Source organism: Pseudoalteromonas sp. NEC-BIFX-2020_015 (genome assembly GCF_012952265.1).
Taxonomy (GTDB): Bacteria; Pseudomonadota; Gammaproteobacteria; order Enterobacterales; family Alteromonadaceae; genus Pseudoalteromonas; species Pseudoalteromonas neustonica.
Genome location: NZ_JABCJL010000024.1, coordinates 21,023 through 36,199, shown reverse-complemented (window position 1 = coordinate 36,199; position 15,177 = coordinate 21,023). Strand labels below are relative to the sequence as shown.

Sequence of the window (15,177 nt, the reverse complement as noted above, 5' to 3'; positions counted from 1 at the left end):
TAAATTACTCGCCACCTTGATTGAATAAAAACTGCCCAATTAACTCTTCAAGCACTAATGCAGACTTAGTATCAGTGATGTAATCACCATCATTTAGTGCCTTACTTTCCACACCAAATAATTCATCTAATCCTAAATCTTGATCGTTACTGGTTACTTCCTGACCCATACAGCGCTGCTCTGCAGATTTAGGCGCTATCACTGGGTTAATACCTAAATACTGCTCGCCTAAAATACCTGACGTTAAAATAGAAACCGAACTGGTATCTGAAAAGCGACACTGATATAGGGCATCTATTGTCATATCTACCACAGGTAAAAACTCCTGAGGATGAACCGAGATAGCTTCAACACGGCCAATAACAACACCACCGACCTTGATTGGCGCACGTGCTTTTAATGAGCCAATATTTTCAAATTTAGCTTTTAACTGATAGGTTTCACCGCTACCGCTAATCCCTGCGTTTGCGACCTTTAATGCCAACATGGCAAATGCAGCAATTCCTAACGCTACAAAAAAGCCAACTAAAATTTCTAATTTCCGTGAATTCATTATTTATACCTTTATTAGTTGGTAAACATTACCGCAGTCAAAATAAAATCAAACCCTAAAACAGCCAAAGATGAGTGCACAACCGTTTCTGTCGTTGCTTTACTGATCCCCTCTGAAGTCGGTGTGCAGTCATATCCTTTATAAAGTGCTATCCAAGTAACGACGATGGCAAATACAAAACTTTTTATCATGCCATTTAAAATATCTTGTTGGAACGACACTTGAGATTGCATAATTGACCAAAAGCTACCAGTATCTACGCCTAGCCAATCAACACCAACAAGATGCGCACCAATTATTGCTACCGCAGAGAAAATTAATGCCAGTAATGGCATGCTGATAAAGCCAGCCCAAAAACGCGGCGCAATAATACGTTTAAGCGGATCAATTGCCATCATTTCAAGGCTCGATAATTGCTCTGTCGCTTTCATCAACCCTATTTCGGCGGTTAATGCACTACCTGCGCGCCCAGCAAATAATAATGCGGTCACTACCGGGCCTAATTCTCGTAATAAGCTCAATGCCACTAACGGGCCCAAGCTATCTTCTGCACCGTAGCCCACCAAAACCGTATAACCTTGCAGCGCAAGCACCATACCTATAAATAGCCCTGACACCATAATAATCAGCAGTGACTGCGAACCTATCATGTATAACTGACGAATTAATAGCGGGGTACCTTTTCTAAAGTTAGGTATATTCCACAAGGCACCAACTAACATTTGCGTTGAACGCCCTAACGCCGCAAAACGACCTAAAGCTTTATGGCCTAGCTTTTGAAGTAAATCAAACATCAGCTATGCACTCCGAGTAACTCTTCATCGTATGGTTGAGCAGGAAAATGAAATGGCACTGGACCATCTGACAAGCCTTTTAAAAATTGTTGCACTAACGGTGATTCATGATTACGCATTTCATCAGGCGTGCCACACCCTATTACGCCTTGATCAGCAATAATGATCACGTGGTCAGCAATGCTCATCACTTCAGTAACATCATGAGTCACTATCAACGATGACAAACCTAACACCTGGTTTAACGACTTAATCAATTTCACCAATACTCCCATTGAGATTGGATCTTGCCCTGCAAATGGCTCGTCATACATTATCAACTCAGGATCAAGCGCAATTGAACGTGCCAGCGCTGCTCGGCGTGCCATACCACCTGATAATTCTGAAGGCATAAGATCTTGTGCGCCACGCAAGCCCACAGCCTGCAACTTCATTAATACAACAAGGCGAATTAAATCTTCACTTAAGCGGGTATGTTCTCGTAGTGGAAACGCGATATTGTCAAACACTGACATATCGGTAAACAATGCTCCACTTTGAAATAACATGCTCATTTTGGTTCGCGCAGCATAAAGCTCTTTACGCGACATGGTCGGGATATTATCGCCTTCAAACAAAATAGTGCCATTATCTGGTTTTAACTGACCGCCAATCAAACGTAGCATCGTCGTTTTACCAATGCCGCTAGGGCCCATAATCGCCGTTATTTTGCCTTTTGGAACACTGAAACTCATATTTTTATATATGCTTCTGTTGCCCCGTGAAAAGCTCACATCCTTGATTTCTACTATTGGTTGCGACAAGTCGCTCTCCATTACTATTTTCCTAGTTTTGCTATTTTAAGGGTTTTTCCACCAAGATGGAAAAAACAAATCGTAAAATTTTGTAATATTTCATGTAAAAGTAACCTAGCTTACATATTCACCTCTAAATACCTCCTTACTACGTTACTTTTAAAGGCAAATCTAACAAGTTGACCTGATTCTTTTATTTATACTTTCAGGTTCGCTTTTGTTACTATTTGCAGCCATCTCATTTTGAATAATTGGCGTAAAATAATGGTGACATCATTTGTCATTTTAATTCTGGGTTTTGCAGCTCTGGTCTGGAGTGCTGATCGCTTTGTTTACGGTGCTGCTGCATTAGCTAAAAACTTAGGGATCCCTACTTTAATTATCGGTTTAACGGTTGTTGCAATGGGCTCATCCGCACCTGAAATGATGGTGTCTGCCTCTGCTGCACTCGCGGGTAAAACAGACACAGCTGTGGGTAATGCCGTAGGGTCAAATATCACCAATATTCTTTTAGTACTTGGCATTACAGCATTATTCAGACCTTTATGTGTTTCTTCAACAACTTTAAAGCGTGAAATGCCCCTTGTGCTGTTAGTGTCAGTTGCTGCTTGGTATATTTTTTCTGATAACTATTTTTCATTTTTTGAAGGTATTGCGCTAATCATTGGCTTTGTTATATTTATTGTCGGTCTTATTTTTGTATCTATTCGAGCAAAAAACGAAGCAGATGACCCGTTTGTAAGCGAAGCATGTGAAGATGTGCCTGACAATGTAACAACTAAGTCGGCGCTTTTTTGGTTAGTCATTGGCATGATATTACTGCCAATCAGTTCGCATTTTTTAGTTGGTTCAGCCGTTGACATAGCACAGTACTTTGGTTTGAGTGACTTAGTTATCGGTCTAACAATTATTGCCATTGGTACAAGCTTGCCAGAACTTGCAGCATGTATTGCTGGGGTCCTTAAAAAAGAAGATGACTTAGCTTTAGGTAATATCGTTGGTTCAAACTTATTTAACATATTAGCCGTATTGCCACTGGCTGGTATTATAAACCCATCGATCATTGACCCTTCAGCAGCAAACCGCGATGCATTAATAATGATTGGTGCAACCATCGCATTAATTGCCATGTCCTTGAGTTTTAGAGGGTCACGACGTATTACTCGAGTAGAAGGTGGCATATTACTGATCTCATTTTTAGTATACCAAGGTTATATTTTCAGCCAAGTTGCTTAATGCACCTCATAAAATGGATAACACAATGACGCAGTTAAATTTTATTGAACAAGGTAAACGAGTCCTTGAAATAGAACGCCAAGCCCTTGCTGATATTGCTCAATACCTTGATCATAATTTTAATCAAGCCTGCCAACTAATGTATCAATGCAGCGGTCGGATTATTGTCGTAGGCATGGGTAAATCTGGCCATATTGGTAATAAAATAGCGGCAACGTTAGCCAGCACAGGTACCCCTGCTTTTTTTGTACATCCAGGAGAGGCAAGCCACGGCGATTTAGGTATGATCACACGTGATGATGTGGTTATTCTTATCTCTAATTCAGGTGAAACCAGTGAAGTATTAAACATTATCCCGGTCATAAAGCGCCTTGGTGCAAAAATGATCGCAATGACCGGCAATCCTGACTCATCAATGGCTACATGGGCTGATGTTCACGTATGCGTTAAAGTAAGCCAAGAAGCATGCCCGCTTGGCCTTGCCCCAACAGCAAGCACAACAGCCACGCTTGCTATGGGGGATGCAATGGCAGTTGCCCTACTGGAAACGCGAGGTTTTACTGCTGACGACTTTGCACTATCACACCCTGGTGGAAGTTTAGGCAAACGCTTATTGCTGTGCTTAAAAGATATTATGCATACTGGCAATACAACGCCTATCATCAAAGACACGCAATGTATTAAAGACGCGTTAATTGAAATGTCGGCTAAAGGCTTGGGCATGACCGCTATAGTTGATAATTCGGGTCAACTTGCTGGCTTGTTCACAGATGGTGATTTGCGCCGAATTTTAGAGCAACGAATTGATATTCACAGTACTTTAATTAGTCACGTAATGACCCGTTCTTGCACAACCGCTACAGCCGATATGCTAGCAGCCGAGGCGCTTAATATCATGGAGAATAAACGCATTAATGGCTTAATTGTCATTGATGAAAATCACCACCCTATTGGCGCACTTAACATGCAAGATTTGCTAAAAGCAGGAGTTTTATAATGCAATTTGCAGACTTATACCAACCACTTTCAGACGATGCGCAAACCCGCGCCAAAAAAGTTAAATTACTTATTTGTGATATTGACGGGGTATTCTCTGATGGCCGTATTTATCTTGGTAACCAAGGTGAAGAACTAAAAGCCTTCAATACTAAAGACGGTTTTGGTATCAAAGCGCTTATCAATAGTGGTTTTGAAGTAGCCGTGATCACAGGCCGCCATTCACAGATAGTTCAGCAACGAATGACTAGCCTAACTGTACCGCATATCTACCAAGGCCAAGAAAACAAGTTGCACGCTTATCAAGAGCTAAAAGATAAACTCCAGTTAAGTGACGAACAAATTGCCTATATCGGCGATGACGGTCCTGATTTACCGGTTATGGAACTGGTTGGCTTTGCAGTTGCTGTAAATGACGCACACCCGCTAATTAAGCGACTATCACATTACACAACAATGCTACCCGGTGGCTTTGGTGCAGTACGCGAGCTAACTGACCTATTAATGCTAGTTAATGGAAAACCATTGACCAGTGAAGGGACTAGCTCATGAATAGTGCGCGTTTAATATTAAGCGTATTATTTATAGGTTTTATGGCGTGGTTGTGGCTCCCGTACTTTAGCCAAACAACGACCACGGTAAAAAATCAAGAAGATGTGATAGCAAAACCTGATTATACCGCGGTCGAATTAAAGCAAACCGCATTTGATGAGCAAGGTAAAATTAGCCACAAAGTAACCGCAGCAAAAATGGAACTTTATCAGCAGTTAGGATTTACTTACTTTGAAAAGCCTATTTTTACTTTATATAATCAACAGCAAACGTGGCAAATCAATGCGCAAGAAGCCACATTATATGAAAATAACCAGTTGATTTTAGAAGGCAATGTTGTTGCTAAAAATCTCACAAACAACGCAATGATTAAGCATATTAATGCCGATAATATCTTGGTTGATATTGAACAACAAACCATGAGTTCAGAACAGCCTGTTGAATTAATCGGACCAAATTTAAAGACCACCGGACGCGGCCTTAGAGCCGACTTAAAAGCCGAAGTGGTAGAACTTATTAACCATACGCGAACCATATATTATGACCAATAAATTTGCTCACTTACTTGTAATACCTAGCTTGTTCATTGCCCTTTCAAGCTTTGCTGAAGGTACTCTTCCACTTGCAGAACAAGTATCGATAAGCGCTGATAAACAGCTTGCACAGCTGAAAAAAAATGTCGGTATTTTTGAAAAAAACGTAGAGATAATCCATGGTAATCGTCGTATCACAGCTGATCACCTAGAAGTGCACAAACGTGAAGATTTAGGTGATAATAAGCAGCTGCTTGTTGCCACTGGAAGCCCTGCATACTTTGAAGAAAAACAAACAGATGGCACAATTATGAGCGCCAGCGCCAATGAGGTTCGTTACGATGTTGATAAACGCTATTTAACTTTAATCGGTAACGCCCAAGTCACTCAAGCAGGTCAAAAGATTAATGCCAAAAGTATTACATACGACATGGACCAACAATTAATTAGCGCTGAAAAAGATGAAAATTCAGACGAACGAGTGCATACAATATTAGTCCCAGTAAACACTAAAAAAGATAACGAAAAAGGTCAGCCATGAGCACATTAAAAGCTGAGTTTTTAGCAAAAAGTTATAAAGGCCGCCAAGTAGTAAAAAATGTAGGCTTAGAAGTCAGCGCTGGCAGCATTGTTGGCTTACTTGGCCCTAATGGCGCAGGCAAAACCACCACTTTTTACATGATTGTAGGATTAGTGCCAAGCGACAAAGGTCAAATAAGCATAGATGATAACGACATCACCTTATTGCCAATGCACAGCCGTGCACGTTTAGGGATTGGCTATTTACCGCAAGAATCTTCGATATTTCGCAAACTGACCGTTTACCAAAACCTGATGGCGATACTCGAAACCCGTAAAGAGCTAAATAAACAAGCTCGTGAAGAAGCGCTTGATGGCTTACTTGATGAATTTAGCATTCAGCACATCCGTGATAGTCAAGGTATGGCATTATCTGGTGGTGAACGCCGTCGCGTTGAAATTGCTCGCGCTTTAGCCGCAAACCCTAAATTTATCCTGTTAGATGAGCCTTTTGCTGGCGTTGATCCTATTTCGGTGTTAGATATAAAGAAGATTATTGAACATCTTAAAAACCGTGGGATAGGCGTACTTATTACCGACCACAATGTACGAGAAACCCTTGATGTTTGTGAAAAAGCCTACATAGTTTCTCATGGGGAGTTAATTGCATCAGGCACTCCTGAGCATGTACTTGCCGACCAAACAGTCCGCGACGTTTATTTGGGTGAGCAATTTAGGCTATAAAGCCACGCCCGGCTAAGGTTCTGCTAGACTTAATTATGACAACAATAAAAGGATTGTTAGAGATACATGAGGCAATCACTCCAGCTGCGCATGGGCCAGCAACTTACAATGACACCACAACTACAACAAGCTATTCGTTTGTTGCAGTTGAGCACATTAGATCTTCAACAAGAGATCCAAGAAGCACTAGATAGCAATCCATTACTTGAGGTCGATGAAAATGACTTTGGTGATGAATCAGGTGGTAAGAACGAACAAAAACAAGATACTGATGATCAAACTGTCAGTGCCTCTGCTGATGACACGCCAAGTGAATACGAACAAGAAAGCAGTGAAGCGCTAGCAAAAGATACCGTAAGCGACGAAATGGCGATGGATGTTACATGGGATGAATACATGAGCGCCGCACCAAGCTCTTCATCAGGGCCAATGCCTGAAGATGAATCTATTTATCAAGGCGCTTCATCTGAAACCCTCCACGATCACCTTATGTGGCAACTACAGCTGACACATTTTAGTCCGACTGACGAAGCTATCGCGATAGCCATTGTCGAAGCGGTTGATGACTCAGGTATTCTTACATTAAGCTGTGAAGACATTGCTGAAAGCCTAAACAAAGGTAATAACGAAGAAGAAATTGAACTTGATGAAGTTCAAGCGGTATTAAAGCGTATTCAGTTATTTGATCCGGTCGGTATTGCTGCACGCAGCCTACCTGAATGTTTATGTATTCAGCTAAATCAATTTGATCCTGCAACGCCTTGGATTAGCGAAACAAAAATGATTTTAACTGATCATATCGATTTATTAGCTAGTCGCGACTATCGTACTTTGATGAAAAAGACTAAGCTAAAGGAAGATGAACTAAAAGAAGTAATGACACTCATCCACAGCCTTAATCCAAAGCCTGCGGATACCATAGTTCGAGAAGAGTCAGAGTACGTTATTCCCGACGTGTCAGTGAAAAAAATTAAAGGCCGCTGGGTGGTAGAGCTCAACCCTGATAGCATGCCAAAAATTAGAGTTAACAGCCAATATGCGGCGATGTCGCGCTCTGTAAAATCGAGCACTGACAGCCAATTTATTCGCTCTCATTTACAAGAAGCTAAATGGTTTATAAAAAGCCTAGAAAGTCGTAATGACACATTACTCAAAGTAACGAACTGCATTGTTAAACAGCAGCAAGGTTTTTTTGAGCATGGCCCCGAGGCTATGCGACCTATGGTATTAAACGATGTTGCTGAAATGGTTGAAATGCATGAATCAACAATCTCCCGGGTAACAACCCAGAAGTACATGCATACACCACGTGGTATTTTTGAGTTAAAGTATTTTTTCTCAAGCCATGTCAGTACCGAAAATGGCGGAGAATGCTCATCGACAGCAATTCGTGCACTCATAAAAAAATTGATTGCAGCAGAAAACTCAGCTAAACCATTGAGTGATAGTAAAATTGCAGATATATTGGCAGAGCAAGGTATCAAAGTAGCTAGACGAACAATAGCAAAGTACCGTGAATCGCTAGCTATTCCACCGTCAAATCAACGTAAAAGCTTGATTTAAGGCGTAAAACCACAAGAAGGAAAATGCTTATGCAACTAAATTTAACTGGTCGTCACGTAGAAATTACTGATTCATTAAGAGACTATGTAAACAATAAGTTTGCGAAGCTTGAGAGGCATTTTGATCACATCAACAATGTCCATGTTATTCTTGACGTAGAAAAGCTCAACCAAAAAGCAGAAGCAACATTACATGTCAGTGGCGCAGAGCTATTTGCCTCAACGCAGCACCAGGACATGTATGCCGCGATTGACGGGCTCATCGATAAACTCGACCGTCAAGTTATCAAACACAAAGAGAAGCACGCTCGACACTAACACTATGAAACTAAGTTCACTTACTTGTCAGGACTGCAGTAAAGCTGCGGTCCTTTTTAATAGCAAAAAACGTATCCTCGAATTTATCAGCCAATTGGCTCATGAACGGCTTCCTCACTTATCACAACAAGACATATTGAGTGCTCTATTAAATAGAGAAAAATTAGGTAGTACAGGTATTGGCCGTGGTATCGCGATCCCGCATGGTCGCATGAGTGGCGCACAAGAACCACTCGCTTTAATTTTAGTAAGCGAACAACCAATCAATTTTGATGCCATTGATAATCGCCCCGTCGATATTTTTGTTGCACTCATCGTACCTGATGGTGACAGTGAACTTCATTTAAAGACGTTAGCTACAATTGCTGATAAACTCAACGACAAAGAGTTTTGTAAACAAATACGTAGCGCAAAAACAGACCAAGATCTATATCAAGTCATTGTTGAACAGTCGTAGTTAAAAGAAGGAGAGTTTACATGGAATTAATTATCATCAGTGGGCGCTCAGGGTCAGGTAAATCTGTCGCTTTGCGTGTATTAGAAGACCTTGGCTATTATTGTGTTGATAATATCCCTGTAAACTTATTACCGTCGTTAGTACGCAGTGTATCTGATAACTACGATAAGATTGCCGTCAGTATTGATGTGCGTAACTTACCCAAAGAACAGCAAGAGTTTAATGATATTCTTGAGTATCTTCCGGGGTTTGCAAACCCAACTCTATTTTATCTAGACAGTGACGACCAAACGCTCATTAAGCGCTTTTCTGAAACACGCCGTTTACACCCACTTTCTTTAGATTCACTGCCACTTGATTTAGCCATTAAACAAGAAAAAGTGCTATTAGATGTACTCATTACCCGCGCCGACTTTATTCTTGATACAACCGATTTAAGTGTCCACCAGCTGGCTGAATCAATTCGCGAAAAAATCTTAGGCAAAAAAGATAAAAAACTGATCATTACATTTGAGTCATTTGGTTTTAAGCATGGCATTCCTAAGGGAGCTGATTATGTATTTGATGCGCGCTTTTTACCAAACCCACACTGGGAACCTGAATTAAAGCCACTAACAGGGCTTGATCAACCGGTAAAAGATTATTTAGCGAGTCACAGCATAGTGCAAAAATTCACATGGCAAATTCAAACTTTTATGCAAACATGGTTACCACACCTTGAACGCAATAATCGTAGCTACTTAACAATTGCAATCGGCTGTACCGGTGGACAACATCGTTCAGTGTATTTAGCACAAACCATTGGCGAAAGCTTTGCAATGAGCCATAGTAATGTGAAGATTCGCCATCGCGAACAAGAATAAACGAAGAGAAACCAATGCGTTTAGAAGATACATTTTTAATAGAAAATAAGCTTGGTTTACACGCCCGTGCAGCCAGTGTATTAGCGCAACTAGCCGTGCAGTTCGATGCCAGTATTACGCTTCATCAAGATAACAAAAAAGCCGCTGGAGATAGCGTATTAGGCTTAATGTTACTTGAAAGTAGCCAAGGAAAAGAAGTAAAAGTAGTGTGCGAAGGCCCCGATGCAGAACCCGCACTAGCGGCAATAGGGCAACTTATTGCACAGAAATTTAACGAGCAAGAATAGCTCGTAGTATCGCTTTACAAATTGCGATAAACTGAATAAGCATGTTGGTTATAACAATCAGCCTGCTTAATTATCGAAGTCTACCCTACCCTAAAAGTGTATTAATTATTTAAGGACGCCAATGCCTGAAGCTTTTGAACAAGATTACCCACTACAACAACTAAAACAAGTGACTAAGTCACTTAACAGTGGTCAGTTTGTTCAAGTTAGGCGTATGTTGGCAAAAACAGCTCCATGTGACACCGCATTACTGCTTGAGTCATCCCCCCATAAAACTCGTACCCAACTATGGCAACTAGTTGACCCTGATGTTCAAGGTGACGTACTCGAAGAACTCTCAGAAGATGTTCGTTTAGGTATTATCGCCCAAATGGAACCGGAGCATATTGCTGCGGCCACTGAAGACATGGGGCATGATGATTTAGGTGAAGTGCTAAGGAGCCTGCCTGACACTGTTTATCAAGACGTTGTTAGCGCAATGGATAGCCAAGACAGAGAACGCGCAACGCAAGCTCTTTCATATCAAGAGCGCTCTGCTGGTGCGCTGATGAATACAGATACCGTAACCATTCGTCCAGATGTCACTATCGACGTGGTACTTCGTTATTTACGCTTAAGAGGTGAACTACCAGAGGGCACCGATGACCTTTATGTCGTTGATAAAAACAACTGCTTTATAGGTGCTATGTCACTAACCACATTATTGACTAATTCGCCGGATAAGATCATTCGTGATTTTATGGATGAAGATTGTGAGTCCATTCCTATTTCAATGGATGAAACGGAAGTAGCCCAACTATTTGAGCGCCATAACTGGATATCAGCACCTGTTGTTGATGATAACGACCATCTACTTGGTCGTATTACAATCGATGATATCGTTGACGTTATCCGAGAAGACGCCGAGCATAGCCTATTAAGCTTGGCGGGTCTTGATGATGAAGAAGACACCTTTGCCCCCGTATTAAAAAGCTCTAAAAAACGCTCTATTTGGCTGGGAGTTAACTTATTAACAGCACTTATGGCAGCTATTGTTGCCAGCTTTTTTGAAAACACCTTAGCAATCCTACCTATCCTTGCTGTATTGAATGGCATAGTGCCTTCAATGGGTGGCGTTGCGGGTAGCCAAACATTAACACTTGTAATACGTGGTATTGCCGTTGGTCATATAAACCAAACTAACCAACGTTTCTTACTTATGAAAGAACTCGCTATTGGCGCGATTAACGGTATTGTTTGGTCAATTCTGATAGCAGGTGTAGTCGCAATTTGGCAGTGGGACTTTAAACTTGGTGGCGTACTCGCATTTGCAATGTTTATGAATCTAGTTGCTGCGGGCATCGCTGGTGCAAGTATCCCACTGATCTTGAAAAGAATGAAAATAGATCCCGCCCTTGCTGGTAGCGTAGTACTGACAACCGTTACAGACATTGTCGGCATATTCGCATTCTTAGGAACCGCAACCTGGCTGCTCGTCTAAGAGCGTACCTACACAAATTTAAACAGTGATTTTAACCATGGCTGTAGGCGGGAGCTTACCTCGCACACTGCCTGAAACAACACAGAAAAAGCATATATCCCGCCTAGTTTATTACTTACCTAGAATCTATTACTTTCCTAGAACCAAATATCTTTTAAAAATTCGCGCGGCATAAAGCTCCGCCTACACAAATTTAAACTGCTATGATTTTAACCACGGCCGTAGGCGGGAGTTTACCTCGCGCACTGCCTGAAACAACACAGAAAAAGCATATATCCCGACTAGTTTATTACTTTCTTAGAATCTATTACTTTCCTAGAACCGAATATCTTTTCCAAAAATTCGCGCGGCATAAAGACCCGCCTACACAAATTTAAACTGCTATGATTTAACCACGGCCTCAGGCAGGATTTACCTTGCGCGGATTTTCTTAAAATTTGGGACGTAAGTTAATACTGAAGAATTCTGGTGAGTCATAAGTGCATGCTCTCTATTAGTAAATAGCATGCACTTATAATTTGAATGTAAACATCCTAGCTAAAATCCTTTTTGATCCTTGTGCAAACACATACCTTAAATAGGCAGTTCCAAAAATGTCCGTATAAATATAAATATCCTTTTAACTCCTGAGCCAATCCTTGTAGTTTTTATTATCCTTAACTAATCAACTTGATTATTTGTTCATTCCTTGAGTCATATAAATAACTCGCTTCCACTGTTGCGCTGTCCATAACGCTTTTGGGAGGCGTGTTTTTTCTTCCTGATTGTGTTGCGCTACCTTTTCCATAAAGATCTCCTGCTACGCTTTATATACCCAAACAACCTCAAGATACAGAAATTCATATTTTGAAATGGTTTGAATATGCTACCGTCCTTGCTGTTCATTCCTTGTCGCTAACTAATAAATTTAACGTTTCGCAATAATGTATATTGCATGTATTAGGCCTGGAAAATAACCTAATAGCGTTAATAAAATATTAATCCAAAATTGTGCACCTAGGCCAACTTGTAAAAACACACCTAAAGGCGGAATTAAAACCGATAATAAAATACGTATTAAATCCATTGTTTACACTCCTTGTTATAAGAGTAGAAAGCCCAGCCTAGCTGGGCGTTTCTAACTAAAATTATTCTGCGATAATAGTTAAATTATCAACTACATCACGTACATCTTCAGCATTTTTAGCAATTTTAACCGCAAGTTGCTTTTCAGCATCAGAGTCTACTGTACCATTGAGTGTCACAACACCTTTGTCAGTATCTACATCAATATCTGTACCGCCAACTTCTGAGTTGAATAAATAACGTGTAGTAATAACAGTACTAATCTTTGCGTCAGTTAAGTCACTTTCAACGCTATCGTTATCGTTGTGCTTGATTTCAGCATTTTTTACAACGGTAAGCTCATTATTTACGCCCAGTACACCATCAAGACTTAGTACTAGTTCTTCAGCTAACTCTTTATCAAGCTCGCTTTCAACTTTACCTGTCAGTACAACCTTGCCATTTTTTACATCTGTGTTAATGTCAAAATTGTTTAGGTTAGTGTTCATTAAAAGAACTGTTTCCGCCTTTCCATCAATCCAAGCATCTTTACTTTCATTTTCCCAGCTACTTGCTTGAGCACTCATAGCAGTTGTACCAAGAACTAAAGCGGCAATAATAGATTTGTTAAATGTTTTCATAATCTTTTTCCTTTTGATTTAAGACAATTAGAGTAATGCGAACATCAGGCCAACTTTTTAAACTTTTAATATCAACAACTTAAGAGGAATCTAGTTTATCTCTCTTTCCACATGTGGTAATAATTTACAGGCTATTAAGTAATTTGTTCTCATGGTTGTTAAATAAACCAATTAATAGTGTTGTTCGTTAATATTTCATTAATTTAAAAAGGTAAAGTATCTTTGAAATAAATAAACAGCTGATTTTTAACAACTAAAAAAATGGCCTAAGCTTTGCTTTACAAAAGAGCCATTACAAAACAACATAGTCACTCAAAGGAAAACTCATGACTGTAAAATTAGAAGATCGCCCAATTGAACAAGTGCGTGAACAAGTTATTGATCAATTAATCTATAACTACAGCCACGCGGTTATTTCTGCAGAAGCCTTTGAGCGTCGATTGGACCAAGCAATGGAAGCCACAAACAACCAAACTCTAATCGATCTGGTGAGTGACTTAGAATTAAAAGCCGACAGTAGCTATCAATCTGAAAAACGTGCCCAGTTTTCTCCTAACTACAGTAACAACACTAGTGATGAAGGACTGCACCTACGTAGTATTCTTGGGTCAAACGAACGCAGTGGCCAGTGGGTTGTGCCAAAGGTGATCCATCTTACTAACCTACTTGGTTCAATAGAATTAGATTTTACAGATGCTATTTTTCAGCACCAACACATTACTATCCATGTAAATTGCTTATTAGGCAGTGACGAAATTTATGTACCTGAGCATGTTAACGTGGTTTCTAAAATATTCAGTGTTGTTGGTAGTGTCGAAAATAAATCGGTGTCGCTCAATAAACATCAAGGGCCAACAATTACCATTGAAGGCAAAGTGGTGCTTGGCTCAGTTGAAATAAAAATTAAACGCACAATAAAAGAAAAGTTTGTCAGCTTTGCCAACAGCCTAAAAACAAGCTGGCAAGGAAAAGATAAGTATTAAAGCGCGCTCCTACGTGCAGGTATATCGTAGGAACAGGCTTCAGCCGTGATAATGGTTATGTTTGACCGTTAATATTCTGCTTGAATACCGCATGAAACCTATCGGCGCTAAAGCGCTCTCCTACGTGCGGGTATATCGTAGGAACAGGCTTTAGCCGTGATGATAGCTGTGTTTGGCTGTGATGATTCGGTTTGAATTTTGTTCCAAATCATAAATCGTTATTTCGCTCACAGGGAATATCACTTAAATACTCAACAAACTCTACTTCAAAACCAGCAGGATCAATAAAGTACACATTTTTCCTGAATGGATTATCTGCACCTGGTTTAGCAATGCTATAACCCGCATTTTCTAAACGCGAAATAACCGCAGCTATATTACTAGTCACATAAGCAAAATGCGCAAGGCCAACTTGGTGTCCTGTTAGATTACGATTAGGTTGCTCACCATTATCGCTAAGTGCTAGATACTGGCGATCATCTCCAAAGTGCAACCATTTACGTGGTTTTCCATGCCAATCACCTCGCCCTTCGCTTCTGATTGACCAATGTGGAAAAGCGGCCTTATAGAAATGTAGCATCTCATCAACATTACTCACCACCAAATTTACGTGCTCTAAATACATAATAAATACCCTTTATTTAAAATAATTTAAGTCACAATAAAACCTCAACAATAGTTGAGGTAAAGTGTTTTTATTTAAAATTGGATAATAAAAAGATAACCGATTTGCGCGGCATAAAGCCCCGCCTACGCAAATTTAAATATCTGAGTTAATCATACCTGTAGGCGGGAGTTTACCTCGCGCAATGTTATGCTTA

At 40.3% G+C, this 15,177-nt stretch carries 19 protein-coding genes; 13 read left to right on the top strand and 6 right to left on the bottom strand.

Translation table 11 applies throughout. The annotated features are described in order from the left end of the window. Nucleotides 1-4: 4 nt before the first annotated feature. Genes mlaD through mlaF form a run of 3 tightly spaced genes read right to left on the bottom strand, consistent with a single transcriptional unit; the run spans nucleotide 5 to nucleotide 2,162 of the window. Complete coding sequence (gene mlaD, locus HH219_RS16270; RefSeq protein ID WP_054204403.1) at nucleotides 5-553, bottom strand: outer membrane lipid asymmetry maintenance protein MlaD; 549 nt, start codon at nucleotides 551-553, stop codon at nucleotides 5-7. 14 nt (nucleotides 554-567) lie between these two features. Next, entirely contained in the window at nucleotides 568-1,347 is a 780-nt protein-coding gene (gene mlaE / locus HH219_RS16265; RefSeq protein ID WP_169328072.1) for a lipid asymmetry maintenance ABC transporter permease subunit MlaE, read from the bottom strand. Continuing rightward, nucleotides 1,347-2,162, bottom strand: a complete 816-nt coding sequence (gene mlaF, locus HH219_RS16260) for a phospholipid ABC transporter ATP-binding protein MlaF (protein ID WP_054204405.1) — start codon at nucleotides 2,160-2,162, stop codon at nucleotides 1,347-1,349. Before mlaF ends, mlaE begins: the two co-directional genes overlap by 1 nt. A gap of 243 nt (nucleotides 2,163-2,405) precedes the next feature. On the opposite strand from mlaF, the gene HH219_RS16255 reads away from it, so the two are divergent. The 12 genes from HH219_RS16255 to mgtE all read left to right on the top strand — a co-directional run bounded on the left by HH219_RS16255 (nucleotide 2,406) and on the right by mgtE (nucleotide 11,688). Then, nucleotides 2,406-3,377, top strand: a complete 972-nt coding sequence (locus HH219_RS16255) for a calcium/sodium antiporter (protein WP_169328071.1) — start codon at nucleotides 2,406-2,408, stop codon at nucleotides 3,375-3,377. 25 nt (nucleotides 3,378-3,402) lie between these two features. Continuing rightward, nucleotides 3,403-4,374, top strand: coding sequence for a KpsF/GutQ family sugar-phosphate isomerase (locus HH219_RS16250; RefSeq protein WP_054452731.1), 972 nt, complete (start codon nucleotides 3,403-3,405; stop codon nucleotides 4,372-4,374). Beyond that, nucleotides 4,374-4,925 (top strand): 3-deoxy-manno-octulosonate-8-phosphatase KdsC, encoded by a 552-nt coding sequence (gene kdsC, locus HH219_RS16245; protein ID WP_054204408.1) that lies wholly within the window; start codon nucleotides 4,374-4,376, stop codon nucleotides 4,923-4,925. The genes HH219_RS16250 and kdsC overlap by 1 nt, the downstream gene beginning before the upstream one ends. Then, nucleotides 4,922-5,476, top strand: a complete 555-nt coding sequence (gene lptC, locus HH219_RS16240) for an LPS export ABC transporter periplasmic protein LptC (protein ID WP_054204409.1) — start codon at nucleotides 4,922-4,924, stop codon at nucleotides 5,474-5,476. The genes kdsC and lptC overlap by 4 nt, the downstream gene beginning before the upstream one ends. Next, nucleotides 5,466-5,999, top strand: coding sequence for a lipopolysaccharide transport periplasmic protein LptA (gene lptA / locus HH219_RS16235; protein WP_169328070.1), 534 nt, complete (start codon nucleotides 5,466-5,468; stop codon nucleotides 5,997-5,999). Before lptC ends, lptA begins: the two co-directional genes overlap by 11 nt. Further along, on the top strand, nucleotides 5,996-6,721 hold the full coding sequence (gene lptB, locus HH219_RS16230) for an LPS export ABC transporter ATP-binding protein (RefSeq protein WP_169328069.1): 726 nt from the start codon (nucleotides 5,996-5,998) through the stop codon (nucleotides 6,719-6,721). The genes lptA and lptB overlap by 4 nt, the downstream gene beginning before the upstream one ends. Nucleotides 6,722-6,787: 66 nt before the next feature. Then, nucleotides 6,788-8,284 carry an RNA polymerase factor sigma-54 gene (locus tag HH219_RS16225; protein ID WP_169328068.1) on the top strand — a complete coding sequence of 499 codons (1,497 nt, stop codon included), beginning with the start codon at nucleotides 6,788-6,790 and terminating at the stop codon, nucleotides 8,282-8,284. A 29-nt stretch (nucleotides 8,285-8,313) separates the two neighbouring features. Then, nucleotides 8,314-8,601, top strand: coding sequence for a ribosome hibernation promoting factor (gene hpf / locus HH219_RS16220; RefSeq protein ID WP_054204413.1), 288 nt, complete (start codon nucleotides 8,314-8,316; stop codon nucleotides 8,599-8,601). Nucleotides 8,602-8,605: 4 nt separating this feature from the next. Next, nucleotides 8,606-9,058: a PTS sugar transporter subunit IIA gene (locus HH219_RS16215; RefSeq protein ID WP_054204414.1), complete on the top strand. Its 453-nt coding sequence runs from the start codon at nucleotides 8,606-8,608 to the stop codon at nucleotides 9,056-9,058. Nucleotides 9,059-9,078: 20 nt separating this feature from the next. After that, entirely contained in the window at nucleotides 9,079-9,921 is an 843-nt protein-coding gene (gene rapZ / locus HH219_RS16210; RefSeq protein ID WP_054204415.1) for an RNase adapter RapZ, read from the top strand. 14 nt (nucleotides 9,922-9,935) lie between these two features. Beyond that, nucleotides 9,936-10,208 carry an HPr family phosphocarrier protein gene (locus tag HH219_RS16205; RefSeq protein WP_169328067.1) on the top strand — a complete coding sequence of 91 codons (273 nt, stop codon included), beginning with the start codon at nucleotides 9,936-9,938 and terminating at the stop codon, nucleotides 10,206-10,208. A 121-nt stretch (nucleotides 10,209-10,329) separates the two neighbouring features. Continuing rightward, entirely contained in the window at nucleotides 10,330-11,688 is a 1,359-nt protein-coding gene (mgtE, locus tag HH219_RS16200; protein ID WP_054204417.1) for a magnesium transporter, read from the top strand. Between the two features lie 907 nt (nucleotides 11,689-12,595). On the opposite strand, the gene HH219_RS16195 is transcribed toward mgtE, so the two are convergent. Together HH219_RS16195 and HH219_RS16190 are read right to left on the bottom strand one after the other, a co-directional pair. Beyond that, nucleotides 12,596-12,754 carry a YqaE/Pmp3 family membrane protein gene (locus HH219_RS16195; RefSeq protein WP_064485887.1) on the bottom strand — a complete coding sequence of 53 codons (159 nt, stop codon included), beginning with the start codon at nucleotides 12,752-12,754 and terminating at the stop codon, nucleotides 12,596-12,598. Nucleotides 12,755-12,815: 61 nt separating this feature from the next. Continuing rightward, entirely contained in the window at nucleotides 12,816-13,373 is a 558-nt protein-coding gene (locus tag HH219_RS16190) for a BON domain-containing protein (RefSeq protein WP_054204418.1), read from the bottom strand. 326 nt (nucleotides 13,374-13,699) lie between these two features. Here HH219_RS16190 and HH219_RS16185 point away from each other — a divergent pair, with 326 nt between their 5' ends. Beyond that, entirely contained in the window at nucleotides 13,700-14,356 is a 657-nt protein-coding gene (locus HH219_RS16185) for a LiaF domain-containing protein (protein WP_054204419.1), read from the top strand. 208 nt (nucleotides 14,357-14,564) lie between these two features. Here HH219_RS16185 and HH219_RS16180 read toward each other — a convergent pair whose 3' ends face one another. Continuing rightward, nucleotides 14,565-14,981, bottom strand: coding sequence for a VOC family protein (locus HH219_RS16180; protein ID WP_054452734.1), 417 nt, complete (start codon nucleotides 14,979-14,981; stop codon nucleotides 14,565-14,567). Nucleotides 14,982-15,177 lie beyond the last annotated feature (196 nt).